The sequence below is a fragment of the Embleya sp. NPDC056575 genome, from assembly GCF_042793325.1.
Lineage (GTDB): Bacteria > Actinomycetota > Actinomycetes > Streptomycetales > Streptomycetaceae > Embleya.
Genome location: NZ_JBHTVA010000040.1, coordinates 77,304 through 102,881, shown reverse-complemented (window position 1 = coordinate 102,881; position 25,578 = coordinate 77,304). Strand labels below are relative to the sequence as shown.

Genomic DNA, 25,578 nt, shown 5'->3' with positions numbered 1-25,578 from the left:
CCGTCCCCGCTCCGGTGTCGTTCGCGGTGCCGACCCGACGGGTCAGCCGGCGACCGCCCCGACCGCCTCGTCCACCGGCACGCTCCCGCCGATCAGTTCCAGCGTCAGGCCGGCCGTTCCGGGGGCGTCGACCAGGGCGGCGAGTACGGCCGCCACGTCGTCGCGGGTGACGGGTCCGCGCCCGGTGGACGCGGCCAGCGCCACCGTGCCGGTGCCCGGTTCGTCGGTCAGGCGCCCCGGTCGCAGGATGGTCCAGTCGAGTCCGGCCCGTGACCGGACATCGGCGTCCGCCGCGCCCTTGGCGCGCAGATAGGCGGCGAAGACCGGGTCGGTGCCCTCCGGGGGTTCCCCGTTTGTGCCCATCGCGGACACGACGAGGAAGCGCCGTACGCCGGCCGCCTCGGCCGCGTCCGCGAACAGGGCGCAGGCCGCGCGATCGACCGTGTCCTTGCGAGCCGCCCCGCTGCCCGGCCCCGCGCCGGCGGCGAATACGGCCGCGTCCGCGCCCTCCAGATGCCCGGCGACCTCCGCGACCGTCGCCGACTCCAGGTCGCACACGACGGGTTCGGCGCCCGCCGCCAATACGTCGCCCGCCTGCTCCGGCCGACGAATGATCCCCGCGACCTCGTCTCCACGCCCATGCAGCAGCCGCGTGAGCCGCAGCGCGATTCGACCGTGACCACCCGCGATGACAATGCGCATGCGCACGACCATACGCCCCGGCGGCGATCATCACGCGGTTCGGCGCCACCTGGGAGGAACGCGGCTACCACACCATCGGCGACCCCTGGCGCGAGCGGCGGTACGCCCACCAGGAAGCCGTGCCGCACGAGGGGCCCGGCCGCTCAGTCCTTGCGCCACAGTTCGTCGTAGCGCCGCGCCGAGGGCGGCCGGCCGGGGAGCGGGAAGTCGGTGTTGTCCGGGCGGGCGCGCAGGCCGTCGAGGACCAGGGCGACCAGGCGCTCGCGGGCGTTGGCGTCCGCCGTCGTCGGTACGGGCGGGCGTCGGGAGAACTGCTCGATCACCTGGAAGATGTCGACGGTGGTGGCGTCGGCGCGCAGGACACCCGCGGCGTGGGCGCGGGCCACGACCTCCTCGGCCAGCCGGTCCGAGACGCGGCCCGCCTCGGCCATCTCCGCCGTGAAGCGGACCGTCCCGGCGATCGGCGCGAGTGAGCCCGGGCCGAAGTCGACGCATTCGCGTACATAACCGGCCAAACCCGCCCAGGGGTCCTCGGCGGCGAGCGCGGTCCGCGCGGCCTCCGAATACTGCTCGGCGGCCGACACCGTGAGTTTTTGGAGCAGTTCCTCCTTGGTGCCGTACCGCCGGTACAGCGTGGCGATGCCCACGCCCGCGCGCTCGGCGACCGCGGACACCGGCGCGTCGGCGCCCTGGCTCGTGAAGACCTCCCGCGCCGCGGCGAGCACTCGCCGGTCGTTGCGCGCCGCCTCGGCCTGGCGGCCGCGTTTGCGCGGCTGTTCGCTCGTGCTCATGCTCACCAGGATATCCGTTGCGGAGCGGATCACTCCGTTATAGTTTAACGGAGCATTCCACTCCGTTATTTTTCGGCGGTGCCGGTCCACGCCACGTGCGTGGTCCGACCCGCCGCTTCGGTCGCCGAGGAGGCAGAGCCATGAAGGCCGCAATCGTCAGGGAGTTCGGCGGGCCCGAGGTCCTGCACATCGCCGAGATCCCCACCCCGCACGCGGGGCCGGGCCGGGTGCGCGTCCGGGTGCGCGCGGCCGGTGTCATGCCCTTCGACACCGCCCTGCGCGCCGGGCGGTTCCCGCCCGCGATGACGCCCCGCTTCCCGGCCGAACCTCTCGTGCCCGGCAACGAGTTCGCGGGCGTGATCGACGAGGTCGGCGAGGGGGCCACGGGGCTACCGCCCGGAACGGAGGTGCTCGGTTACGCGACCACGGGCGCCTACGCCGAGTTCATCGTCGTCCCCGCCGACCAGGTCGCCCGCAAACCCCCGGGCATGCCCTGGGAGATCGCCGCGGGGTTGTCCGGCAACGGGCAGGGCGCGCACATGGCCCTGCGGCAACTGGCGGTCGGCCCGGGGGACATCGTGCTGATCAACGGCGCCGCGGGTGGTCTCGGCACCATCGCCGTACAACTGGCCGAGGCATGGGGAGCCGCGACCGTGATCGGCACGGCGAGCGAGCGCAACCACGACTACCTGCGCTCCCTGGGCGCGGTCCCGGTCACCTACGGCCCGGGCCTGGTCGAGCGGGTACGGGCGATCGCCCCGGACGGTGTCGACGCCGCACTCGACGCGGCGAGCCCCGAAGTGCTCCGCGACTTCGTCCAACTCACCGCGGACCGTCACCGCGTGCTCACCATGATCTCCGACGAGGCCGCCCGCGAACTCGGCCTGCGCGAGTGGAGCGGCGTACGCAGCGGCGAACTGCTGGGGGAGCTGGCCCAGTTGTGGAGCGGGGGCGGGTTCGTCGTGCACCTTCGCGAGACGTACGCACTGGCCGACGCGGCACGGGCGCATCGTGCCGTCGAGACCGGCCACGGCCGCGGCAAGGTCGTTCTCGTGGTCGACCCGTCATGACGGCGGTGCGCGATGCGGCGCCGGTGGGGGGTGTGCGGGGTCGGGACCTCTTCGACGACCGGCGGTTCCGGCTCCTCTTCCTGGCACGCACGATCTCCGTACTGGCCGCCGCCTTCGGCCCCGTGGCGCTGGCCTTCGGTGTCCTGGACCTGCCGGGCGCCGGTGCCACCACGCTGACGATCGTGCTCACCGCGCAGACGGTGCCGCAGATCGCCCTGATGTTGTTCGGCGGAGTCGTCGCCGACCGGATCTCCCGCACCCGGCTGATGCTGACGGCGGAACTGGGCTCCGCCGCGGCGTTCTTCGGCATCGCTACCATGTTCGTCACCGGACACGCCCCGGTGTGGGGCATCGCGCTCCTGGCCGCCGCCACCGGCATCGCACTCGCCCTCTACTACCCGGCGCTCACCGGCGTGGTACCCGAGATCGTCCGGGACGAGCACCTCCAGACCGCCAACGGCGTGCTGCGCCTCGGCGTCAACAGCGCGCGCCTGCTGGGCATGGCGGCGGCGGGCGGCGCGGTGGCACTGGTCGGTGCCGGATGGGCTCTGGCGGTCAACGGCGTCGGCCTCGTGGTGTCCGCGGCGCTGCTCGTGGCCCTGCGCCCGACGCCCGGGACGGATCGGGGGCGGACCTCCATGGTGAGCGATCTCCGGGAAGGCTGGCGGGAGTTCGCGTCCCGCCGCTGGTTGTGGGTGATCGTTCTCCAGTTCTCCTTCGTGATCGCCGCGATGCAGGCCGCCTTCGGCGTCCTCGGTCCCGTGGTGGCGAAGGCCGATCTCGGCGGAGCACCCGCCTGGTCGACGATCCTGGTCGGACAGGGACTCGGCACGCTGGCGGGCGTGTTCGTGGCCATCCGCCTCCGTCCCCGACGGCCCCTGTTGGTGGCCACGTCGATGGTCTTCGCGGTGGCCCTGCCGATCGCCCTGCTGGGCATCGGCGCCCCGGTGTACGTCGTCGCCTTCGGCGCGTTCGTCACCGGCGCGGCCTTCGACGTCTTCGGCGTGATGTGGGAGACCACGATGCAGCGGGAGATACCGCGCGAGGCGCTGTCGCGCGTGGCGGCGTACGACGGGCTCGGCTCCTTCATGTTCGGCCCGCTCGGCCTCGTCGCCGCCGCCCCCATCGCGGACGCCGTCGGCGCGCACCACGCGCTGCTGCTGTGCGCGGCGCTGATCGTGCTGGTGACCGTGGGGGCGCTGGCCGTCCCCGAGGTGCGCAACCTTCGTGCCGTGACCCAGGTGGTCAACGACCGGGTCGTTGCGTCGGGGTGACCAGGACCTTCAGGGCGCTGCGCTCGTCCATCGCGCGGTAGCCGCGTGGTAGCCGGTGCCCATGACGTCGGTCAGCGCGAGCAACCCGCGCGGCAGTCGCTCGTCCGAGGCAGCCTCGCCGGGTACCGGACTGCCCGCAGTGGGCCCACAGGTCGCTGCCGCACACACACGAGTGGTCCTCGAAGGAGTCGTTGAGGTACACGGCGACCCGGTCGCGCGGTCGTACACCCCGGTCGAGGTAGTGGCACGCCCACGCCTCGGCGAGGGCGTCGAGTGCGGCGATGCCGAACTCCCGCCGGGGTGTTCCGTCGCCGACCACGAGCGGCGGATCCGAGACGAGCAGGGGTGCGTCGGGGGCCCGGCTGTGCTCCAGCGCGATGCGCCAGAGGTTGCCACCCCCGAGGCGGGGGTCCCGGGCCAGGGCGATGCGGGCCGGTCGTGGGAGCAGGGTGTGTCGGGCGGACAACAAGGGATCCCCGATTCGCGGTGGGAGGACGGGAAGCCCGCACGTACGCCGACGGGGCGGCGGTGCGGGAACGGGTCCAATGCACCCACGGCGTGCGGCCGGAGGCAACGGGTTGCGCCGGTGGGGCGGGGGGGGCGAGCAACATTCACCGCATGTCGGGGAACGGCGTTGCGTTCGCGCAATCCGGCCGATTGCCAAGGTGGTTCACCGACGCGTGTGATGGACGGGTCTGCGCACGCCGGCGGGGGCCGGCCCGGCCACGAGACGCGGGCCCGCAGCACGATCGGCGGAAGAATCACCGAGTTCCGGTTCCATAGCGTGAAGACCTGTTACAGAATGCGAGGCGTCGTCCGTTCGCCTGCCCGGCGACGCGAGGAAGACGAAGACGCCGGAATCCGATACCGGAAGGAACGCAACCCCCGATGACACCGCTGATCCTCGGCCGCCGCGCCGCACCCCCGGCCCGTGCGGCGGGTCCGCTACCCGAGCACCACTACGACGACGCCGTATGCGCGAACGTCGTCCCCGACGGCCGACTCCTGATCCACGTCGTCGACGCGCGCACGATCGCCGCGTACACCCAGACCCAGGAACCCCTCGGGTGGAAGAAGGACGACTGACCCGCCCCGGGTCACCGGCCCCGAGAACGAGGACGTCACCGTGGACCCGCTGTTGGCCGCCGCCGTCGAGGCCCTGGGCGTCAGCGAACCCCCCGCGCCACTGAGCCCCCACCACACACACGCCTGGCGCACCGCCGACTGGAAGATTCGCACCGCCGACGACCCGACCGCCGCGGCGGCGCTGCTCCACGAGGCGCGGGCCGTACGCCTGCTGTCCGAGGCGGAACTCACCGCCCGCACAGGCGCGTACGCCCGAGTCGGCACCGGTGCGTGGGCCGCCCTCGCCTGGAGCCCCGGTACCACGTTGTGGGAGTGGTGCGCCGCCCACCGCGACGATCCGGCGGACGCCACCCCCCGGCTGCGCCGGATCGCGGACCGCGCGTTCGCCCTCCTGCGGCGCTGGCACGCGGCCGGCTGGCGCCACGGAGACCTGCATCCGGGCAACGTGCTGATCGGCGGCCCCGACGACGACGTCGAGTTCATCGACTTCGAGCTGACCCACCACCGCGAACTGCTGCCGCTGCCCGGCCCCTACCGGGGCGGGGGCGACCAGGCCACCGCCCCCGAGATCGCCCGCCTGCTCCTGACCACCGCGGCGGACGTCGACCTCGAACTCACCGACGCCGCCGAGGTCTACAGCCTCGGCGCCACGCTGCGCTGGGCGTGGACCGGCGCCGGCCCCGCGACCCCCCGCTTCGTCGGGCCGGGCGTCACGCCCACCGACGTCCTGGAGGACATCGTCGGCGGCCGGCGCAGGGTGCCGCTGACCGAGGCGCGACCGTGGGCCGACCGCCGGCTCGAAGCGCTCATCGAGGACACCATGGCCCTCGACCCGTGCACCCGCTCCCGCACCGCGTCGCACCGGATCGGGGGGCCCGGCGGGGCCGGCCGCCCGGGGCGGTGAAGGCCGTGTGCCGAATCGGCCGGCCCTCGCCGGCCGGGGCGGGATGGGGGAGGCGCGGGAGGGGCGGGACCGCAGAATCGGTTGTGTGACGCCGCCACCGGAGCGGGTCCGGCCCGACGCCACGACCGTGCCCGTCGGGACGGGCGCCGTGTTCGAACACCGGGCCGAATCGTGAGCAGGACTCGGGCTCGTCGAGTTCGGCGGTGAAGCGGTGAAGTGGTGAAGTCGGCGTCGGATGGCCGGGTTTCGGTCGCGTGTGTGAGCTTCGCGGTCGGCGGGGTGACTTCGGTACGACTGAGTGATTGTCGTTGCGGGTACACGCCGTCGACCGGCCGCCGGGGGCGAGTCCGGTCCGGTACGGGCGAGGTCCGGCCGATTTTCACCTGTAGGGAGACAGCCGTGACGTTCGCATCCGACCCCCAATCGCCTCCCCCGACACCGGGCCGCCACGAACCCGCCGCGCCCGCCGCGCACTTCGAGACATGGGCGCCGCCGCCCGCGCCGCCCGTACTGCCGCCGCGCAACACCTCGCGGGCCAACCGGTCGCGGCGGGATCCGACTCCGCGGCAGCCCACCCCGATGCCCGGGCACCCCATGCAGGACGCCCGGGGGCCGGCGGTGGGGGCACCCGCAGCCGCGGTCGAGGACGCGTTCCACGAACCCGTGCAGGGGCCGCCGGCGGACGCGGCGGAGCGGCTGTTGCGGCTGGTGGCGACCCATCGAACGGTTCCCGACGTCGCCCGGATGGTCGCGATCCTGCGGGACTACTCGGAAGCCGCCGCCGACGACGCGTTGCGCGAAGCGGCGATGACGCGGCCGGTGAGCGATCTGGTACTGCTGGCCGATTTGCTCCGGGACCCCGACCGCACCGTGCAGACTCAGCGCCCCGGCACGGATCCCGAACGTCGCTGATACGTCGTTGAGTTGCCGGCCGGAGACCACGGCGGCGCGTCGTTGCGGCCGGTCGGCGAAGTGAAAGCGGATGCCCGCCACGACCGGACTCGAACCGGCCGTGACGGGCATCGGGGCGTCGGGGCGTCGGGTGACCCGGGTGACCCGGGCGGTCGAGGCGACCCGGGCCACCCGGATGGTTTGCGGGGTCAGCCGAGCATGCGGGTGGTGCTCGGAGGGCGGTTCTCCAGCATCGTGGCCTCCCACGGCTCGAAGGCGACCGGCTGCTTGGGTTGCCGGGAGTTCGGCAGGTCGACCTGTCGGGCGAGGAACGCCGCCGCGCACAGGGCGGTGATCGAGCCCGCGCCCAGCGCGATCAGGCCCGACGTGTCGAGCCACGCGGCGGCGTGCCGTCCGGCGGTCAGCTGCGGGACGACGGAGGTGGCGATGGTGGCGCACCCCGCCGCCAGGGCCGCCAGACGCGCGTTCCGGCCGGCACGTACGGAGGTCAGTCCGGCCAGGAACAGGCAGGTCAAAGCCACCGCGGCCAACCACGCGGCGGTGTAGGGCGGCGTCCGGAAGGTCGCGGGAATCGCGCTGCCCAACGCGACCCCGGAGACGGCCAGGCCCACCGCCGTGACCCACCGCAGGCCCGCCCCTCCGGCCGCGGCCGAGCGCCGCGGCGCGTATTCGGGCGCGAACCCGGCGGTGCCTCCCGGCGCGTGCGGGTCGGGCTCCGTTGCGGGCCGTCCGTCCTGCGCGGCGTAGGTGGGGTTCCGCAACAGATCCGTCAGCAGTACCAGATCGCTCACCGGCCGCGTCATCGCCGCTTCCCGCAACGCGTCGTCGGCGGCCGTTCCCGAACCGTCGTCCAGGATCGTGATCATCCGGGCGAGATCCGGGATCGACCGATGCGTCGCCGCGATGCGGAGCAGTTTGTCCGCCGGCTCGTTGTAACCCCCTTGCGGGTAGCCGGACGGTTCCTCGATCGGGGCGCTCGGTGCGGGGTGCGCGACGGGCGGCGCGGCGGGTTCCGCGACCGGGGCCGGAGCCGGCGCGGAGGCGGGCCACGCGGGTGCCGGATTCTCCGGGTGGGCCTGCGGGCGGGACGGAGGTTCGGTGGGTCGCGGCGGCGTGGCGGGGGTGTCGGGCGGGGCCGCCCACGTCCCGAAACGCCCGGTGGGCGCGCCGGGTTCGTGATGCGTCGGTGTCGGCGTCGGTGATTCGGGATCGAATGGAAACATCACGAACTCTCCCTGGACATGGAACCGGCGGAGCATGCCCGTACCGGACGCGTCCCGGTGCCGGGCAACGGCGTGTACCCGCACCGGCGCCCGTTCAGACGCACGGCCCGCCGCCTCGAACCCCCGTGCGATCGGCGCACCGGCCACGGGAACGACCCCACCACGCCCGGGCGTGGAAGCGCCGGGAAGTCCCTCTCTTTTCCCGATACGGGGCGGATAGCTTGCCGAGGCTCGTCAAGTCCCCGTCCTGTCGCGGAGGTTGTGCCGTGTCGTATCCGCCCGTCGACCCCCGTCGTGGCAGCCGGTCCCCGCGTCCCCCGCGCTATCGCTCGGGCGTCACCACGGCCGCGGGCACGCTCTGCGTCCTGTACGGACTGGTCGTGGGCGGCGCCGGCGGGGCCGGGTTGCTCTGGGGGATCAGTGCCTTCGCCGACTGGGGGTGGGTGGCCCTGTTCAGCCCGTTCGTCCTGGCGCTGGGCGTGGGTCTGGCGCGCAATGGATGGAAACTGCTCGCGGGTGACCTCGACGCGGATTCCCGGTTGACCCGGCTGCTCATGGTGCCCACGACCCTGTCCGGTATCGCGATCGGCGGCATGGTGGCCCAGGCCGATTTGTCCACCGGTTCGGCGCAGCACCAACTGGCGGGTTTCGGCGCGGCCTTCGTGTTGTCGATCGTGACGATCGTGCTGGTCGAGGCGGGGTAGCGCGCGCCGCCGGGTGTCAGCGTGGTACGCCGAGGCCGTCGAGGACGATGTCGACCGCCCGGTCGAATGCCTCGCCCGCACTGAGGTCCGAGGCGTGGGCGAGGGCGCGCAGGAGGAGGGAGACAGGGAGGCGAACGCCTTGCCCGGGTCCTGGCTCTCGGCGAGCCGCAACGCCTCGGCGGTCGGCTTCTCCAGGTAGTGCACCGCGGTGGCCTCGATCAGGTACTGCTTGGTGGCGAAGTTTTGGAAAACGGTGGCGATGCCGACCCCCGCCCGCCGGGCGACCTCGTCGGTGGAGGCGGCGGCCCCCTGCTCGGCGAACACGTGCTCGGCGGCGAGCAGGGAGCCTGCTGGAGACATACTCCGCCACGTGTTTGAAGCACGTCTGGAACTACCAGGCATTCGCCGCCTGGTTCACCGACCTCATGCACGACACGGGAGACGCCTCCTGTCGAGGCCACTTCCGCCGCCACCTGGCCCGCGCCGAATTCGACCGCCTATACACCTCGAAAACCGCCAACCACCTCTTCGCCGAATTCCTCACCGGCCTGAACCGACGTCCGCCGCCGTTCCGAGCGGGTGGTGTCGGGTGGGAGTGCGCGATCATGTTCGGATGGATGTTCGGTTTCTCGGCATTGGTGATCTGGGCGAAGTCCCGTCCGTGGCGGTCGTGGTCGACGTGATGCGTGCCTTTACCGTGGCCGGCTGGGTCTTTGCTCGGGGGGCGGATCGGATCGTTCTCGCGGAGTCGCCGGCCGAGGCTCTGGCGCTCAAGGCGCGGCATCCGGATTGGGTGGCGATCAAGGATGGTCCGCCCGCGCCCGGGTTCGACTTCGTCAACTCGCCGGGGCTGCTGCGGTCGGTCGACCTCGGGGGGCGGACCGTTGTGCACAAGACCACGGCGGGGACGGTCGGTGCCCTCGCGGTCAAGGACGCGTCGTTGGTGTTGTGCGCCGGCTTCGTGGTGGCGGAGGCAACGGCTCGGCTTCTGCGGGTGTGCGGGAGCGACGGTGTCACGTTCGTGGTCACCGGTGAGGATGGGCGGGCCGATGAGGATTTGGCGTGTGCCCAGTACATCGCTCGGAGAGCCGTCGGGGCCGACACGGATGCCGGCGGGTTTCTCCGCCGTGCCGGTGCGTCGCGCGCCGCTGCCGAACTCACGGAGGGCGTGCGTCGAGGAGTCCATCCCGATGACGTCGCACTGTGTCTCGAGCTCGACCGGTTCCCCTTCGCCATGGTGGCGGCCATGGAAGGCTCGCTCATGGTTCTGCGTCCCCGTGCGACGGGAGAGCGGACGTCGTAGGTTGCGCGCCGGGGATGGGCCCGCCCGTGTTCGGGGCGGGCCCTTGGTCGGGGTGGGAGTCAGTCGGTGCCGAGTTCCATGGCCGCGCGGTCGAGGAGTTGGTCGTCTTCGGATACCTCGCCGCGGGAGGCGATGGCTTCGGCTCCGCCTTCCGGCATGTCTTCGATCAGGGCGGTCGGCGGGGCCTGGAGGGCGCCGATGAGCGCGGGGTGGGTGGTGCCGACGATGCCGAGGCCGGCGTACTGCTCCAGCTTGGCGCGCGAGTCGGCGATGTCGAGGTTGCGCATGGTGAGCTGGCCGATCCGGTCCACCGGGCCGAACGCCGAGTCTTCGGTGCGCTCCATCGACAGCTTGTCGGGGTGGTAGCTGAAGGCGGGCCCGGTGGTGTCGAGGATCGAGTAGTCCTCGCCGCGCCGAAGCCGCAGGGTCACCTCGCCCGTCACCGCGGACCCGACCCAGCGCTGCAGCGCCTCGCGGATCATCAGCGCCTGCGGGTCCAGCCAGCGGCCCTCGTACATCAGCCGGCCCAGCCGGCGGCCCTCGAACTGGTAGTGCGCGAGGGTGTCCTCGTTGTGGATGGCGTTGACGAGGCGCTCGTACGCGATGTGCAGCAGCGCCATGCCGGGCGCCTCGTAGATGCCGCGGCTCTTCGCCTCGATGATCCGGTTCTCGATCTGGTCCGACATGCCCAGGCCGTGCCGGCCGCCGGTGGCGTTGGCCTCCATCACCAGGTCGACGGCGGAGGCGAACCGCTTGCCGTTGATGCTGACGGGGCGGCCCTGGTCGAACCCGATCGTGACGTCTTCGGGGGCGATCTCCACGGTCGGGTCCCAGAACCGCACGCCCATGATCGGCTCGACCGTCTCGACGCCGGTGTCCAGGTGTTCGAGCGTCTTGGCCTCGTGGGTGGCACCCCAGATGTTGGCATCCGTCGAGTAGGCCTTCTCGGCGCTGTCGCGGTAGGGCAGCCCGTGGGCCACCAGCCACTCCGACATCTCCTTGCGGCCGCCCAGTTCGGTGACGAAGTCGGCGTCGAGCCAGGGCTTGTAGATGCGCAGGTGCGGGTTCGCGAGCAGACCGTAGCGGTAGAACCGCTCGATGTCGTTGCCCTTGAACGTCGACCCGTCGCCCCAGATCTGGACGTCGTCCTCCAGCATCGCCCGCACCAGCAGGGTGCCGGTGACGGCGCGGCCGAGCGGGGTGGTGTTGAAGTAGGCGCGCCCGCCGGAGCGGATGTGGAACGCGCCGCAGGCGAGTGCGGCCAGGCCCTCCTCGACCAGCGCCGCCCGGCAGTCGACCAGGCGGGCGATCTCCGCGCCGTAGGTCCGCGCGCGGCCGGGCACCGAGGCGATGTCGGGCTCGTCGTACTGGCCGATATCGGCGGTGTAGGTGCACGGGACGGCACCCTTGTCGCGCATCCACGCGACGGCGACGGACGTGTCGAGGCCGCCGGAGAAGGCGATACCGACGCGTTCGCCGGTGGGCAGGGAGGTGAGAACCTTGGACATGGGAAAGATATACAGGATCCCGCATGACTATGCAATTCGGTCTTGTGATGCGTCCGTGCGCGGCCCGGTCGCCCAGTCGGACCGGCGGCACCCGCGGGGCCGGTATTCGAGGGCCGTCGCTACGGTGGGGCGATGGCATCGATCAAGAAGTTCCAAGTCACCTTCGACTGCGCGGACCCCGAGCGCGTCGCCCGTTTCTGGTGCGAGGTGTTGGGGTATGTCGTACCGCCGCCGCCGAAGGGATTCGACACCTGGGACGACTACACGCGCTCGTTGCCGACCGAGCGCCAGGGCGCGGGATTCGCCTGCATGGATCCCACGGGCGAGGGCCCCCGCCTGTACTTCCAGCGGGTTCCCGAAGGCAAGGTCGTCAAGAACCGGGTGCATCTCGACGTGCGGGTCGGTACCGGGCTCGTCGGTGAGGAGCGCCTTGCCGCGCTCCAGGCCGAGCGGGTGCGGCTGGAGGCGCTCGGCGCGGTATGCGAGCGGGTCCTGCTCGCCGACGACTTCAACGAGTCGTGCATCGGGATGCGCGACATCGAGGGCAACGAGTTCTGTATCGACTGAGCCTGATCGAGGTGGTGCGTAGGGTTCCCTGTTCCGTCCCCGTGGGTCGGAACGGGGAACCTGTCTCGTTTGGGCCGGAGCGCGGGGGAGGGCCCGCCGGCGGGCCCGATGTGGGTTGTTCGGTGCCGGGAGGCAACCCCACGGAGCGTGTCGTCCGGCGGGGCTCGGCGTGGAGCGGGGCGACCGGGTGGCGGCGCGGGCCGGGAGGCGGCCTGTTCGCCGGCGCACAGCGGGGCGCGGGTGCTCGTCACGCTGTCCGAACACGACCGCGTGCTCCGGCTGTTGCCGCCCTGGGGCGGCACGCCCCCACCACCGCCCAAGCCATCCACGCCCGCCTTGCCGGCCGACCCTGAAAAGTCCCACGGCGGCACACGAGCCAGGCCGCGGGTCGCGCGGCCCCCACCCCCACCCCCATTCCCACCCCGCCGTCCGCCGCAGGTGACGTCGGCGGGCGTGCTGTGTGGACCTCTAGCAATTAACCGTGGCTATCTCATAGGCTAGGTGTGTTGCTAGTAGGGGTGATGGGAGTTCGTATGCGTACATACCGGATCGCGGCGATACCCGGTGACGGCATCGGTCGGGAGACCGTGGCGGCGGCTCGGCGGGTTCTCGACGTGTTGTCCGCCGCCCACGGGTTCGAGCTGTCGTGGACGGAGCACCCCTGGGGTTGCGCGTTCCACGCCGAGACCGGCGCGATGATGCCGAGCGACGGGATCGAACAGCTGAGCGCCGCCGACGCGATCCTGCTCGGGGCGGTCGGCACGCCGGAGGTCCCCGACCACGTGTCCCTGTGGGGGCTGCTGATCCCCATCAGGCGCGAGTTCGACCAGTTCGTCTCGCTGCGCCCGGTGCGTTCGTTGCCCGGGATCCGTGGGCCGCTGCGCGACGAACGACCGTTCGACCTGGTCGTGGTGCGGGAGAACACCGAGGGCGAGTACGGCGAGGTCGGTGGCCGGCTGTACCGCGGCCGCCCCCACGAACTCGCGGTGCAGGAAGCCGTGTTCACCCGCATGGGCGTCGAGCGCATCGCCCGCTACGCGTTCGGGCTCGCCCGTACCCGCTCGGGCCGGGTGGCCTCCGCGACCAAGTCGAACGGCATCGTGCACACCATGCCGTTCTGGGACGAGGTGGTGGCCGAGGTCGCCGCCGACTTCCCCGACGTCGAGCTGACCTCGTACCACGTCGACGCCCTCGCCGCGCTGCTCGTCCTGGACCCCACCCGCTTCGACGTGATCGTCGCCTCCAACCTGTTCGGCGACATCCTCAGCGACCTGACCGCCGCCCTCGCCGGGAGCATCGGCGTCGCCCCCTGCGGCAACATCGACCCCACCGGACGGGGCCCCTCGATGTTCGAGCCCATCCACGGCTCCGCGCCGGACATCGTCGGCACCGGATCGGCCGACCCGATCGGCCAGATCTGGTCCGGGGCGCTGATGTTGGAGCACCTCGGCGAGAAGGAGGCCGCCGACCGCCTCGTCCGGGCCCTGGATCGGGTCGTCGCGGCCGGCACCGTCACCCCCGACCTCGGCGGCACGCTGTCGACGGACGAGGTGTGCGACGCCTTCATCGAGGAACTGCGCCGCTCCGGGACGGCCGCATGACCCCGCACCACCCGCCGCCCGGCCTGCGCCGCGTGCGGTCCTCCCGCGGCGGCGTCCGGATCAACGCCCTCGTCGGCGGCGACGGCCCCCCGATCCTGCTGCTCCACGGCTACCCGCAGACCTCCGCCATGTGGCACCGGGTCGCCCCGGAACTGATCGCGGCCGGCCACACCGTCGTGCTGGCGGACCTGCGCGGCTACGGAGACAGCGACAAACCCGCCGACACGCCCTCCCATACGCCCTACAGCAAACGGGTCATGGCCGCCGACCAGGTCGCGCTGATGCAGTCCCTGGGCTTCGCGCGCTTCGCGGTCGTCGGCCACGACCGGGGTGCCCGCGTCGCCCACCGGATGGCGCTCGACGCGCCCGAGCGGGTGCGGTGCGTCGCCGTGCTGGACGTGGTGCCGACGCTGCACATGTTCGACAACGTCGATCGGGCGATGGCCTCCACCTACTTCCACTGGTTCTTCCTCGCGCTGGAGTCCGACCTGCCCGAGCGGCTGATCCTCGCGGACACCGACGCCTGGCTGCGCGGCCGCTTCGCGGGTCGGCACGCCGGCGGTGCGCCGTTCGACGAGGCGGCGATGGCCGAATACGCGCGCTGCTTCGACCCGGACACGGTGCGCGCGTCGTGCGCCGACTACCGCGCCGCGGCCGGCGTCGACCTGGTGCACGATCGCCGAGACCGCGAACAGGGCCGGGTGATCGAGGCTCCGCTGCTCGCGCTGTGGGGGACGAAGAGCTACGTGGGGCGCTCCTTCAACGTGCCGGGCGTCTGGCGGTCGTACGCGCGCCACGTCGACGCGGCGCCGATCGAGGCCGACCACTATGTGTGCGAGGAAGCGCCCCACGAGGTGGCGCGGGCCCTGGCGTCGTTCTGTCGGCCCACCGAATCGGGAGGCACCCGTTGACCACCACGTCCCACGACGTCGACGCCGCGCGCTCCCTGCGCCGACTGCGGCAACTGGTCGAACTGGAGACGCCGTCCGGCCACGCTCCGGGGTTGGACCCGCTGTACGAATTGCTGGCCTCGTGGTCGAGCGGTCTGCTGGGCCGGGCCGAACGGGTGGTCAGCGACGGGGTGCCGCACCTGTACGTGCACGAGCGGATCCGCGACCCGGCGCGGGCCCCGGTGCTGCTGCTCGGCCACGCCGACACCGTGTGGCCGCTGGGCACCCTCGCGGAGCGCCCGTTCACCGCGGTGGACGGGCGGGCGACCGGGCCCGGGGTGTTCGACATGAAGGCGGGTCTGGTCACGGCGCTGGACGCGCTGGAGCTGACGGGAGGTGCCGACGACGTGCGGATGCTGGTCACCGGCGACGAGGAACGCGGCTCGCCCACCTCGCGCGCGCTGGTCGAGGAGGCGGCGGCCGACTGCCGGGCGGTACTGGTCCTGGAACCCGGTCAGAACGGGGCCCTGAAGACCGCCCGCAAGGGTGTGGCGCTGTATCGCCTGGCCGTACGCGGGCGCGCGGCCCATGCCGGACTGGAGCCGGAGTCGGGGGTCAACGCCCTGGTGGAGTTGGCGCACCAGGTGTTGGCGATCGACGGCCTCGGCGACACCGGGCGCGGCACGACCGTCACCCCCACCGTCGGCTCGGCCGGCACCACGACCAACACCGTGCCCGAGTCGGCCCATGTCGAGATCGACGTACGGGCCTGGGAGCGGCGGGAGTTGGAACGCGTCGAGCGGGCGCTGAGCGCACTGTGCGCGCGGTTGCCCGAGGCCCGGGTCGAACTGGCGGGAGGCATCAACCGCCCCCCGCTGGAACGCGACATGTCCGTACACCTGTTGTCGGCCGCCCGCCGCCTGGCCCGCGAGCAGGGGCTGGCCGCGCTCGGGGAGGCCCGGGTCGGCGGCGCCTCCGACGGCAACTTCACCGCCGGACTGGGCATCCCCACCCTGGACGGCCTCGGACCCGCCGGCGCCGGTGCGCACGCCCGGCACGAGTGGGTGGACCTGGACTCCCTCCCGGACCGCGCGAGGCTGGTGGCCGGACTGATCCGGGCGCCGGCGGTCACCGCGACCGCCGGCTGACAAAGGGCACACCGGTCGCCCCGCCCGGGTCGGCTCATTCCCGCTCGCCCGGCGCGGCCCCCTCCCTCGCGGCCCTCGCCTCCCGGGCCTGTGCCGCACGCGCCTCGATCGCGTCGAGGAACAGGTCCACGGCGGTGTCGAAGACCCGGGGGTCGCCGATGTCCCGCAGCTCCCCGCTCATCGCGGCGATGCGCGGATACTGCTCGGCCGGCAGCCTGCGGTATTCCAGTTGCCAGGCCAGCGTGTCGCCGTCGCGGGTCTCCGGGTCCAGGACGAGCATGCCCGCCTCCATGCTCGCCAGCGAGCGCACCACGTTGCCGAACACGCGCAGGTACATGGCCGCGTCCTCCTCGTCGAGGCCGGCGCGCAACAGCGCGTCCAGGGCGAACTCGACGTTGGCGAACTCGGTGGGCCTGCGGGTGGTGCGCGCGGCCATCTGCACGGCGAACTGCGGGTAGCGCATCAGGTGTTCGTGTACATAGCGGGCCAGCGTGCGCAGATCCTCGCGCCAGGAGGCGGTCGCCTCCAGGCGACCGCCGTAGGAGCGCGCCCGGAGGTCGTCGATCAGCTCCAGGACCAACTGGTCCTTGTCGCGGAAGTGCCGATACAGCGACGTCGGGTGGGCGTTCACCTCCTTGGCGAGCGACTGGAAGGTGAAGGCGTCCAGTCCGTCCCGGGCGGCGACCCGCTCGGCGGCCTCCAGGATCACCTGGCGGCTGAGGGTGTCCCGGGGGAGTCGACGGCGCCTGGGGCCGGTGGTTTTCGCCGGCGCACCGGAGGGTTCCTCGGCGTTCGGGGCACTCATGTGCGGGGTCCTTCCCGGTAGTCGGCGCCGGTGGGCGCCCTTGTTCCGAGACTGGCGGAGCCATGGCCACATTTCAAGTCAATCTCATCGGCTAACTCCTAGCCTATGTGTATTGCTATGCCGTTCACGTCTCCTTACCCTTGATCCTCGAGTCCCGGGGACATCCCGTACAGGGAAGGTCGAACACCATGATTCCTGAACGAACCGGCCATCGGCCGCCCAGAGCCCGAAGACTGCGCAACCCCGTCGCCGGTGCCCTCGCCGCCTTGACCGTGCTCGTGGCGACCGCGTGCACCTCCGGTGCGCCGGCGCTGGCGCCGGGGACCAACTCCATCCGCGACGTCCCCGTCAAGGACGGCGGAAGCCTGGTGATCGGCGCCGAACAGGAGCCGGACTGCGCCGACTGGATCTCCACCTGCGCAGGCTCCATCTGGGGCACCTACCTCATGCAGGCGCAGACCATCCCGCAGGTCTTCACCGTCGTACAGCGGGGCAAGGACTGGGTGCCCGTCGCCTCCCCGCTGATGGCCGGCACGCCCACCACCGAGGTGGCGGACGGGCGGCAGACGATCACCTACACGCTCAACCCCGCCGCGGTCTGGTCCGACGGGCAACCCATCACCTCGGCCGACCTGAAGTACACCGCGCTGCAGATCCGCGACGGCAAGGACGTCTTCACCCAGACCGGCTACGACCTCATCGACACGATCGCCACCCCGAACGCGCGCACCGCGATCGTCACCCTCAAGTCCCCCTACGCCAACTGGCGGCAGCTGTTCGGCGCCGAGTACGGCGTACTGCCCGCCCACCTCCTCGAGGGCAAAGACCGCAACGAGGTGATGAAGAACGGCTACGGCTTCAGCGGCGGGCCGTGGAAGATCGCCTCCTGGATCAGGGGTACCTCCGTCACCCTGGTCCCCAACGAGCGCTACTGGGGCCCCAAACCCCACCTGAACAAGGTGACGTTCCAGTTCACCACCGACACCGCCGCCGAGTTCCAGGCCTTCGCCAGCGGCCAGCTCGACGCCCTGTACCCGACGCCGCAACTCGACGTGCTCTCCCAGATCAACTCGCTCGGCGGCAGCGCCGACATGCAGGTGGAGACCCGGACCGGCAACCTCCAGGCACTGTGGATGAACAACGCCGCGTTCCCGTTCGACTCCAAGGCGGTGCGCGAGGCGTTCGCCTACTCCATCGACCGCGCCGCGATCGTGCGCAAACTCTTCGGCTCGCTGGGCGTGACCGCGCCCGCGCAGAGCTTCCTGTCCCCGCTGGTGTCCGCGTTCGCCGCCGAGGACTTCGCCGTCTATCAGCGCGACCTCACCAGGGTCGGACAGATCATGACCGCCGCCGGGTGGGCGAAGAACGGCGACGGGATCTGGGCCAAGGACGGCCGCGCCGCACAGTTCGCGATCGTCTCCCTCGCCGGCAACCAAAGCCGCGAACTCACCGAGCAGATCCTGCAATCGCAACTGCGTCAGGCCGGATTCAAGATGACCATCAAGAACACCAGCGCCGCGAACCTGTTCGGCAAGGTCGCCCCGGCCGGGGACTTCCAACTCGGACTGTGGAACCTGACCGACACCTTCCCCGAACCCACCCTGGACGCCAGCTTCGGCTCGGGATCCATCCCCGGCGACGCCAACGGCAACTCGGGCATCAACTTCGTCCGTGCGAACATCCCCGGCCTGGACGCGCTGCTCGGCCGGGTCGGCAGCGACGTCGACGAGGCGTCCCGTCTGGAGGCGTCCCGCCGAAGCGAGAAGCTGCTCGCCGAATCCGTGCCGTCGCTGCCGCTCGGGGCCGTGCCCAACATCCTGCTGACCGGCAAGAAGGTCGGCGGCCCGATCAGCATCAACCCCGTCCAGGGCCCGTTCTGGAACCTCGCCGAATGGGGACTGGCGAAATGACCGGCGTCCGAACCCTCGCCGAGGACATCCCATGCTGAGATACACCCTGCGCCGTCTGGCCTACTCGCTGCCCGTCCTGGTGATCGCCTCGTACATCCTGTTCTGGGCCGTGCGGGCGACCTTCGACCCACTCGCCAAACTGCGCCAGTCCACCGACCCGGGCGCCGTGCGTCGCCAGACCGAACTGCTCGGCCTGGACCGCTCCGTGCCCGAGCAGTACCTGCTCTGGATGAAGGCGTTCGTCACCGGCGACTGGGGCACCAGCACCCGGACCAGCGGATCCGTGATGCCGATGATCGGCTCCGCGCTCGAAGTCACCCTGCAACTGATGTTCTGGGGCGTGTTGTTCGCCGCCGCGATCGCCCTCGCCATCGGGATCTACTCGGCGGCGCGCCAGTACTCGGCCGGGGACTACGTGCTCACCGGGCTGTCCTACGTCGGCATCGCGATGCCCGCCTTCTGGCTCGGCCTGGTGCTCATCCAGGTCCTGGCGGTGTGGCCCAGGCAGCAGTTCGGCCTGAGCGAACCCCCGCTGTACTTCGTCGGACTGCACTCGGTCGGGGAGAGCGGGATCAACCTCGACTACTTCCGTCACCTGGCGCTGCCCGTGGTCACCCTGACCATCGGACTGGTCGCCAGCTGGTCGCGGTTCAGCCGCGCCTCGATGCTCGAAGCCCTCGGCAGCGACTACGTGCGCACCGCCCGGGCCAAGGGTGTCCCGCGCAGGCGCATCCTCTTCCGGCACGCGCTGCGCAACGCGCTCGCGCCCTTCGTCACCGTCGTGGCGCTGGACGCGGCCGTCCTGGTCGGCGGCCTGGTCGTCACCGAACAGATCTACGCGATCCCCGGCATGGGCCGACTCTTCCTCAGCTCGATCCTGGCCGGCGACGTGTTCGTGCTGATCCCGTGGATGCTCGTGGTGGCCGTCGCCGTGATCGCCTTCAACCTGCTGGCGGACGTGGCCTACGCGCTCCTGGACCCGAGGGTGGCCCTGCGATGACCGACTCCGCCGCGGCCCGGATCGCCGCCTCCCAGGCGCCGACCGCCCCGACGCCGGCAGCGGGCGAACCCGCGCCGACCGTACCCGCGCGCACCGCGGACAAGCCCCGATACCGGATCGTCCTGGCCCGATTCCTGCGCCACCGCCTGGCCGTCGTCGGCCTGTTCATCCTGATCGCACTGGCGATCGCGTGTTTCGGCGCCGACTGGATCGCCCCCTACGGGCACAACCACCAGGACCTCCTGCTGGGCGCCCGACAGCCGTCCTCGGGCCACTGGCTGGGCACCGACTCGCTCGGTCGCGACTACCTCAGCGAACTGCTGTACGCCGGGCAGGTCTCGCTGGCGATCGGCATCTGCGTCGCGCTGCTGTCCACCGTCGTCGGCACCGCCGTCGGCGCGATCGCCGGCTTCGCCGGCGGGTGGGCCGACGAGGTGATCATGCGGGTGACCGACCTGTTCCTGATCGTGCCAGCCATCGCCGTGCTGGCCCTGGCACTCCAGGCGGTGGGATCCTCCCCGACGACCATCGTCCTGGTCCTGTCCGCCCTCGGCTGGACCATGATCGCCCGGGTGGTGCGCGCGCAGGTACTCACCCTGCGCAACAAGGAGTTCATCCAGGCCGCCCGGGTGATCGGCGCCTCGAACGCGCGGATCGTGGTGCGCCACCTGCTGCCCAACCTCACCGGCGTGATCGCCGTCAACGTCTCCCTGGCCGTCGCCTCGGCCATCATCCTCGAATCCACCACCAGCTTCCTCGGGTTCGGCATCCAACCGCCCCAGTCCAGCTGGGGCAACATGCTCAGCCAGGCCGCCGGACTGATCGGCACCTCGCAGGCATACCTGCTGTACATACCGGGCCTGGCGATCCTGATCACCGTGCTCGCCGTCAACTTCGTCGGCGACGGCCTGCGCGACGCCTTCGACCCCCAAGGAAGGCAGTGATGAACACCCAAGCGCCTCCCGCGACGAGCGGCGACCCGGCCGCGCCGGCGACCGGCGACACGCCCCCCGTGCTGTCCGTGCGCGACCTCACCGTCACCTACCGCACCGACTCCGGGCCGGTGGTCGCGGTCGAACGCCTCTCCTTCGACGTGGCCCCCGGGGAGACCCTGGGCATCGTCGGCGAGTCCGGCTCCGGCAAGAGCGCCGCGACCATGGCGATCATGGGCCTGCTCCCGCGCAACGCCCGCGCCCAGGGATCGGTACGTCTGCACGGCCGGGAACTGCTCGACCTCTCCGACCGGGAACTGCGCCCGATCCGCGGCAAGCAGATCGCCGTGGTCTTCCAGGACGCGCTCGCCGCGCTCAACCCGATGATGACCATCGGCGCACAGGTCGCCGAGGCCGTCGGCGTACACGACGCGAGCCGGGACCGCCGGGCGCTGCGCGAGCGCACCGTCGACCTCCTCGACCTGGTCGGCATCGCCTCCCCGCGCGAGCGGGTGGACCGCTACCCGCACGAACTCTCCGGCGGCATGCGCCAGCGCGTCATGATCGCGATGGCCATCGCCAACGAGCCCGCCCTGCTGATCGCCGACGAGCCGACCACGGCCCTGGACGTGACCGTGCAGGCCCAGGTCCTCGACGTGATCGAACGGGTCCAGGACCGCACCCACACCTCCGTCCTGCTGATCACCCACGACCTGGGGGTGGTCGCCGGCATCGCCGACCGGGTGATGGTCATGTACTGCGGCCGCAAACTCGAGGAGAGCCCGGTCGACCCGCTGTTCCACCACCCCGCCCATCCGTACACGAGCGGCCTGCTCGGGTCGCTGCCGCGCATCGACCGGCGCGCCGAACGACTCGCACAGATCCCCGGACGGCCGCCGCTGCCGAGCGAACGGCCCACCGGATGCCCGTTCCAGCCCCGCTGCGCGCACGCGGTGCCCTCGGTCTGCGGCGAACCCGACGCGCCACTCCTGGCCGTCGACGCGACGCACACCACGGCCTGCGTGCGCCACCACGAGATCGGGAGCGTGAAGCGATGACCACGACCGCGGTGGACGTCACCGGACTGGTGGCCGAGTATCGCACCGGCCGCGGCCGCAACGCCGCCGTCGTACAGGCCGTCTCCGGCGTGGACTTCACCATCCCGCGCGGGCGCACCCTGGGCCTGGTCGGCGAGACCGGCTGCGGCAAGAGCACCCTCGGCCGCTGCCTGGTGCGCCTGGTCACCCCCGCCGGCGGCCGGGTCCTGCTCGACGGCACCGACATCGCCACCGCGAACCGGCGGGCCCTTTCGGACCTGCGCCGCCGCGTGCAACTGGTCTTCCAGGACCCCTACTCCTCGCTCAACCCGCAGATGAGCGTGCAGGCCATCCTCGCCGAGCCGCTGCGGATCCACGGCCTGCACCCCGGGCACGAACGCGAACGGGTGCACGAACTCCTCGACCTGGTCGGCCTCGACCCCGCGCACGCCCACCGCTTCCCGCACCAGTTCTCGGGCGGGCAGCGCCAGCGCATCGGGATCGCCCGGGCCCTGGCCGTGGAACCCGACGTACTGGTCCTGGACGAACCGGTGAGCGCACTGGACGTCAGCGTCCAGGCCGGCGTGGTGAACCTGTTGGAAGACCTCCAGGAACAGCTGGGGCTGACCTACCTGTTCATCGCCCACGACCTGTCCGTGGTCCGCCAGATCAGCGACGAGGTCGCGGTGATGTACCTCGGCCGGATCGTCGAACACGCGCCGGTGGACGCCCTGTTCGAGGCCGCACGACACCCCTACACGCGGGCGCTGCTGTCCGCCGTGCCGATCCCGGACCCACGGATCCAGCGCACCCGCAAGCGCATCGTGCTGGAGGGCGACATACCCAGTCCGCTGGCCCCGCCCTCCGGCTGCCGGTTCCGCACCCGCTGCTGGAAGGCGCGGGAGATCTGCGCGGAGGTGACCCCGCCGCTCGCCGAGTCGGGCGACGGACACCGTACGGCCTGCCACTTCCCCGAAGTCCTCCCGGGCACCGACCCCGACCCGTCCGGCGCGCCGCATCCGAGCCACGACACCCACGCCGCGCCGCACTCGCCCGCCGACACCCCCGAAAGGCCCGCCTCATGACCGCGTCCTGGCATCGTTTCTTCACCACCGACCGCGTCCTGTCCATGCGCCGAGGGCGGGGCGAGCGCGACCTGTGCCTGGTGGTCGAGGACACCGAGCAGGGCCAGACGCTCGCCCGCTGGGACGCCGAGCGGGGAATCGGCCTGCCGCTCCCGGGCGACTTCGGCGACCCGGGCGAGGCGGTGCTCAGCGCGGACGGCGAACGGGTGCTCAGCCTGCACGACGACAACGGCTCCGAGGTCGGACACGTGTGGGCCACCTCCGTCGACGGGACCGATCGTCGCGACCTGACCCCCGACCTCGCGCCCTACGCCCTGCGGGGCATCGACACCGCCCGGCACGGCGACGACGTCGTGATCACCGCCGCGGCCCCCGACGGCTTCAGCCTCTGGCACCTGCACGACCGCGGTACCCCCGCGCCCCGGCGGCTGTTCACCTCCCCGCACGAGGCGTGGAACGGCCTGATCTCCGCCGACGGGCGGATCGCGAGCATCGACACCACCGACCACAACCCCGGCGTGCGCCGTTTCGCCGTCACCGTCGTGGCGACCGACACGGGAGCGCTGCTGGGCCGGCTCACCGACGGGCCCGAGGCACCCGTGCGGGCGGTACGGTTCTCCCCGGTCGCGGGCGACGACCGCCTGCTCGTGTCGACCGAGCGCACCGGCTTCGCCCGCCCGTGTGTCTGGGATCCCGCCGACGGCGGCCGAATAGACGTGGACGCCCCGGATCTGCACGGCGACCTGGTCGCGCTGGACTGGTCCGACGACGGCACCCGGATCCTGCTCGCGCACGTCGACCGCGGCCTGCACCGGATCCTGGAATTCGACCTGCTCCAAAGGGAGTTGAAGGCGATCGCGCACCCGGACGGGGCGTACTTCGAGCCCGACGTCGCCGCGGCCCACCTGAACCAGTGGGCCTCGCACTACGCCGCCGACGGGCGCGTCCGGCTGCTGCACCAGCGCTTCGACCAGCCGCTGACGGTCCGGTACGTGGACCGCTCGACGGGCGAGGTCGCCGCGGTCGACCCGGCCACGCCCCCGGCGCCGGGTGTGCGGGCCGACTCGGTCGTCGTGTACTCCACCGACGGCACCCCCCTGCAACTGTGGGTGTGCCGGCCCCCGAACACCGACGGGCCGCTGCCGCTGGTGCTGAACCTGCACGGCGGCCCGAACCTCGTTTCCGTCGACTCCTACAACCCGCAGGCACAGGCGTGGGTCGACTCGGGCGTGGCCTACGCGTCGTTGAACTATCGGGGCTCGGTCACCTTCGGCCGTCGGTTCCGGGAAGGCTTCATCGGCTCCATCGGCGACCGCGAACTGGAGGACATCGAGTCCGCGGTGCGCCGACTGGTGGCCGACCGCGTCGCCGACGCCGACCGGGTCTTCGTCACCGGCGCCTCCTACGGCGGTTTCCTGTCGCTGCTGTCCGTCGGCCGGTCGCCGAAGGTGTTCGCGGGGGCGATGGCCTTCGTGCCGATGGCCGACTGGGTAGGCGCGTACGAGGACATGAACCCGGCCCTGCGCGCGGCCTGGAAGGCGTTCTTCGGCGCCGACCCCGGCCTCGACCCGGACCGCTTCCGGCACTCGTCGCCGATCACCTACGTCGCGTCGGTGCGCGCACCCGTGTGCGTCGTGCAGGCCACCCACGACACCCGAACCCCGCCCAGGCAGGCGTACGAGTACGCGAAGGCCCTCCAGGACGCGGGCGGGGACGTACGGCTGGACTGGTTCAGCGGCGGCCACGAGACCAGCAGCCGCCGGCAGGAGGTGGACGACCAGCAGCAGCTGATGGACCTGGTACAGGCCGCCCTGCGCGGCGAGCCCTGGTCGCGGGGACCCGTCGAGCCGCCGACCGGGCGACACCTCGGATGACCGGGACCCGCTTCGTGCCGCGCACGCGTGACCCGGACGGCGGCACCGACGCCGCGCCGGGCGCGCGGGCGCCCGGGGCGCCGGCCCCTCATGTGTTGCTCGCCCCGGACAAGTTCAAGGGCTCGCTCGACGCGGCCGAAGCGGCCCGGCACCTCGCGGCCGGGCTGCGCCGGGCCCGTCCCGGCCTGTCGGTGGCCGAACTGCCCGTCGCGGACGGTGGTGAGGGCACCGTGGACGCGCTGGTCCGGCGCGGATTCCGCCGTCGGGTCGTCACCGTCGGCGGGCCCACCGGCCGGCCCGTGCGCGCCGCCTTCGCCCAACGCGGCACCACCGCCGTGGTGGAACTCGCCCAGAGCTGCGGCCTGTCGCTGCTGCCCGACCACGTTCCGGCGCCGCTCACCGCGAGCAGCCGGGGAGCGGGCGAGGTGGTGCGGGCCGCGCTGGACGCCGGCGCGCGCACCGTCGTGCTGGGCCTGGGCGGCAGCGCCTGTACCGACGGGGGAGTGGGCCTGCTCGGCGCCTTGGGGGCCCGGTTCACCGCCGCCGACGGGCGGGCGATACCCGACGGCGGCGCGGGACTGCTCGGCCTGGCCGGCGCCGACCTGTCGGGCCTGGACGCGCGGTTGGCGGCCACCGAGTTCGTGGTGGCCGGCGACGTGGACGCACCCCTGCTCGGGCCCGGCGGGGCCGCCGCCCTGTACGGCCCGCAGAAGGGTGCCGGCCCCGAGGACGTCGCCATGCTGGAGGCCGGTCTCGGGCGACTGCTCGACGTCCTGACGGCGACCGTGGGTGCGCGTGCCGCGCGGATGGCGGCGCTGCCCGGTGCCGGAGCCGCCGGTGGCGCGGGCTTCGGGGCGCTGGTCGGCCTGGGCGCGCGGCGCCGCTCGGGCGTCGACCTGGTCCTGGACGCGGTGGGGCTCGACCGGGAACTGCGCGCGGCGACCCTGGTCGTCACCGGCGAGGGCGCGATGGACGCACAGACCCTCCAGGGCAAGGCCCCACTCGGCGTCGCCCGCCGTGCCGGCCTCGCCCGCGTGCCGGTCGTCGCCGTGTGCGGGCGGCTGAGCCTGACCCGCGAACAGCTCGCCGCGGCGGGATTCCTGGCCGGCTACAGCCTGGGCAGCCTCGAACCCGACCCGGCGCGCTCGATCGCCGCGGCCGCCTCGCTGCTGCGCGCGATGGGGCGGGTGATCGCCCGCGAACACCTGCCCGACCCGCCGGCGGCGCCGGGCGTGGGGTAGGCGGCCCGGTG

25 protein-coding genes and 2 pseudogenes are annotated in these 25,578 nt (G+C 72.4%); 20 read left to right on the top strand and 7 right to left on the bottom strand.

All coding sequences use genetic code 11. The features are described from left to right. Positions 1-42 precede the first annotated feature (42 nt). On the bottom strand, positions 43-702 hold the full coding sequence (locus ACFRCG_RS29130) for an NAD(P)H-binding protein (RefSeq protein WP_380036839.1): 660 nt from the start codon (positions 700-702) through the stop codon (positions 43-45). Between the two features lie 50 nt (positions 703-752). Between ACFRCG_RS29130 and ACFRCG_RS29125 the strand changes: the two are divergent. Beyond that, positions 753-839: pseudogene (locus tag ACFRCG_RS29125) on the top strand (sulfite oxidase-like oxidoreductase); the annotation flags it as partial. A gap of 6 nt (positions 840-845) precedes the next feature. Here the strand turns inward: ACFRCG_RS29125 and ACFRCG_RS29120 are convergent. After that, positions 846-1,493 carry a TetR/AcrR family transcriptional regulator gene (locus ACFRCG_RS29120; protein ID WP_380036837.1) on the bottom strand — a complete coding sequence of 216 codons (648 nt, stop codon included), beginning with the start codon at positions 1,491-1,493 and terminating at the stop codon, positions 846-848. Positions 1,494-1,633: 140 nt separating this feature from the next. Here ACFRCG_RS29120 and ACFRCG_RS29115 point away from each other — a divergent pair, with 140 nt between their 5' ends. Continuing rightward, complete coding sequence (locus ACFRCG_RS29115; protein WP_380036835.1) at positions 1,634-2,563, top strand: NADP-dependent oxidoreductase; 930 nt, start codon at positions 1,634-1,636, stop codon at positions 2,561-2,563. A 32-nt stretch (positions 2,564-2,595) separates the two neighbouring features. Beyond that, the gene (locus ACFRCG_RS29110) at positions 2,596-3,837 is read left to right on the top strand and encodes an MFS transporter (protein WP_380036833.1); all 1,242 of its coding nucleotides are present in this window, start codon (positions 2,596-2,598) and stop codon (positions 3,835-3,837) included. Here ACFRCG_RS29110 and ACFRCG_RS29105 read toward each other — a convergent pair. Next, entirely contained in the window at positions 3,809-4,303 is a 495-nt protein-coding gene (locus ACFRCG_RS29105) for a hypothetical protein (protein ID WP_380036831.1), read from the bottom strand. The two genes, ACFRCG_RS29110 and ACFRCG_RS29105, sit on opposite strands and share 29 nt — an antisense overlap. A gap of 422 nt (positions 4,304-4,725) precedes the next feature. On the opposite strand from ACFRCG_RS29105, the gene ACFRCG_RS29100 reads away from it, so the two are divergent. The 3 genes from ACFRCG_RS29100 to ACFRCG_RS29090 all read left to right on the top strand — a co-directional run bounded on the left by ACFRCG_RS29100 (position 4,726) and on the right by ACFRCG_RS29090 (position 6,739). Further along, positions 4,726-4,923 (top strand): hypothetical protein, encoded by a 198-nt coding sequence (locus ACFRCG_RS29100; protein ID WP_380002243.1) that lies wholly within the window; start codon positions 4,726-4,728, stop codon positions 4,921-4,923. Positions 4,924-4,963: 40 nt separating this feature from the next. Further along, positions 4,964-5,827 carry a phosphotransferase gene (locus ACFRCG_RS29095; RefSeq protein ID WP_380036829.1) on the top strand — a complete coding sequence of 288 codons (864 nt, stop codon included), beginning with the start codon at positions 4,964-4,966 and terminating at the stop codon, positions 5,825-5,827. Positions 5,828-6,226: 399 nt separating this feature from the next. Further along, entirely contained in the window at positions 6,227-6,739 is a 513-nt protein-coding gene (locus ACFRCG_RS29090; RefSeq protein ID WP_380036827.1) for a hypothetical protein, read from the top strand. A gap of 188 nt (positions 6,740-6,927) precedes the next feature. On the opposite strand, the gene ACFRCG_RS29085 is transcribed toward ACFRCG_RS29090, so the two are convergent. Then, entirely contained in the window at positions 6,928-7,965 is a 1,038-nt protein-coding gene (locus ACFRCG_RS29085; RefSeq protein ID WP_380036825.1) for a hypothetical protein, read from the bottom strand. A gap of 263 nt (positions 7,966-8,228) precedes the next feature. Between ACFRCG_RS29085 and ACFRCG_RS29080 the strand changes: the two genes are divergently transcribed. Then, entirely contained in the window at positions 8,229-8,666 is a 438-nt protein-coding gene (locus ACFRCG_RS29080) for a hypothetical protein (RefSeq protein WP_380036849.1), read from the top strand. Between the two features lie 270 nt (positions 8,667-8,936). Here ACFRCG_RS29080 and ACFRCG_RS29075 read toward each other — a convergent pair. Continuing rightward, positions 8,937-9,026 (bottom strand): annotated as a pseudogene (locus tag ACFRCG_RS29075) (hypothetical protein); the annotation flags it as partial. Between the two features lie 14 nt (positions 9,027-9,040). Here ACFRCG_RS29075 and ACFRCG_RS29070 point away from each other — a divergent pair. Further along, on the top strand, positions 9,041-9,349 hold the full coding sequence (locus tag ACFRCG_RS29070) for a hypothetical protein (RefSeq protein ID WP_380036823.1): 309 nt from the start codon (positions 9,041-9,043) through the stop codon (positions 9,347-9,349). Beyond that, positions 9,280-9,969, top strand: coding sequence for a 2-phosphosulfolactate phosphatase (locus ACFRCG_RS29065; RefSeq protein WP_380036821.1), 690 nt, complete (start codon positions 9,280-9,282; stop codon positions 9,967-9,969). Before ACFRCG_RS29070 ends, ACFRCG_RS29065 begins: the two co-directional genes overlap by 70 nt. A gap of 59 nt (positions 9,970-10,028) precedes the next feature. Here the strand turns inward: ACFRCG_RS29065 and argG are convergent, their stop codons facing one another. Continuing rightward, positions 10,029-11,477, bottom strand: a complete 1,449-nt coding sequence (gene argG, locus ACFRCG_RS29060; RefSeq protein WP_380002235.1) for an argininosuccinate synthase — start codon at positions 11,475-11,477, stop codon at positions 10,029-10,031. 132 nt (positions 11,478-11,609) lie between these two features. On the opposite strand from argG, the gene ACFRCG_RS29055 reads away from it, so the two are divergent. From ACFRCG_RS29055 to ACFRCG_RS29040, 4 genes are all read left to right on the top strand, one after another. Continuing rightward, positions 11,610-12,044 (top strand): VOC family protein, encoded by a 435-nt coding sequence (locus ACFRCG_RS29055; RefSeq protein WP_380036819.1) that lies wholly within the window; start codon positions 11,610-11,612, stop codon positions 12,042-12,044. Between the two features lie 533 nt (positions 12,045-12,577). After that, complete coding sequence (locus tag ACFRCG_RS29050) at positions 12,578-13,645, top strand: tartrate dehydrogenase (RefSeq protein ID WP_380036817.1); 1,068 nt, start codon at positions 12,578-12,580, stop codon at positions 13,643-13,645. Next, positions 13,642-14,556, top strand: a complete 915-nt coding sequence (locus ACFRCG_RS29045) for an alpha/beta fold hydrolase (protein ID WP_380036815.1) — start codon at positions 13,642-13,644, stop codon at positions 14,554-14,556. Before ACFRCG_RS29050 ends, ACFRCG_RS29045 begins: the two co-directional genes overlap by 4 nt. Continuing rightward, entirely contained in the window at positions 14,553-15,683 is a 1,131-nt protein-coding gene (locus tag ACFRCG_RS29040) for a M20 family metallopeptidase (RefSeq protein WP_380036813.1), read from the top strand. Before ACFRCG_RS29045 ends, ACFRCG_RS29040 begins: the two co-directional genes overlap by 4 nt. A gap of 34 nt (positions 15,684-15,717) precedes the next feature. On the opposite strand, the gene ACFRCG_RS29035 is transcribed toward ACFRCG_RS29040, so the two are convergent. Further along, on the bottom strand, positions 15,718-16,488 hold the full coding sequence (locus ACFRCG_RS29035) for a TetR/AcrR family transcriptional regulator (protein WP_380036811.1): 771 nt from the start codon (positions 16,486-16,488) through the stop codon (positions 15,718-15,720). A 188-nt stretch (positions 16,489-16,676) separates the two neighbouring features. On the opposite strand from ACFRCG_RS29035, the gene ACFRCG_RS29030 reads away from it, so the two are divergent. From ACFRCG_RS29030 to ACFRCG_RS29000, 7 genes are all read left to right on the top strand, one after another. Further along, a complete protein-coding gene (locus ACFRCG_RS29030; RefSeq protein WP_380036809.1) occupies positions 16,677-18,398 on the top strand; it encodes a peptide ABC transporter substrate-binding protein in 1,722 nt (573 codons plus the stop codon). A 31-nt stretch (positions 18,399-18,429) separates the two neighbouring features. After that, entirely contained in the window at positions 18,430-19,398 is a 969-nt protein-coding gene (locus ACFRCG_RS29025; RefSeq protein WP_380036807.1) for an ABC transporter permease, read from the top strand. Beyond that, the gene (locus tag ACFRCG_RS29020; RefSeq protein ID WP_380036805.1) at positions 19,395-20,342 is read left to right on the top strand and encodes an ABC transporter permease; all 948 of its coding nucleotides are present in this window, start codon (positions 19,395-19,397) and stop codon (positions 20,340-20,342) included. Before ACFRCG_RS29025 ends, ACFRCG_RS29020 begins: the two co-directional genes overlap by 4 nt. Beyond that, the gene (locus ACFRCG_RS29015) at positions 20,342-21,388 is read left to right on the top strand and encodes an ABC transporter ATP-binding protein (protein WP_380036803.1); all 1,047 of its coding nucleotides are present in this window, start codon (positions 20,342-20,344) and stop codon (positions 21,386-21,388) included. The genes ACFRCG_RS29020 and ACFRCG_RS29015 overlap by 1 nt, the downstream gene beginning before the upstream one ends. Then, a complete protein-coding gene (locus ACFRCG_RS29010) occupies positions 21,385-22,452 on the top strand; it encodes an ABC transporter ATP-binding protein (RefSeq protein WP_380036801.1) in 1,068 nt (355 codons plus the stop codon). Before ACFRCG_RS29015 ends, ACFRCG_RS29010 begins: the two co-directional genes overlap by 4 nt. Then, positions 22,449-24,326 (top strand): S9 family peptidase, encoded by a 1,878-nt coding sequence (locus tag ACFRCG_RS29005; protein WP_380036799.1) that lies wholly within the window; start codon positions 22,449-22,451, stop codon positions 24,324-24,326. Before ACFRCG_RS29010 ends, ACFRCG_RS29005 begins: the two co-directional genes overlap by 4 nt. 92 nt (positions 24,327-24,418) lie before the next feature. Next, entirely contained in the window at positions 24,419-25,567 is a 1,149-nt protein-coding gene (locus tag ACFRCG_RS29000; RefSeq protein ID WP_380036847.1) for a glycerate kinase, read from the top strand. The last annotated feature ends 11 nt before the right edge of the window (positions 25,568-25,578 follow it).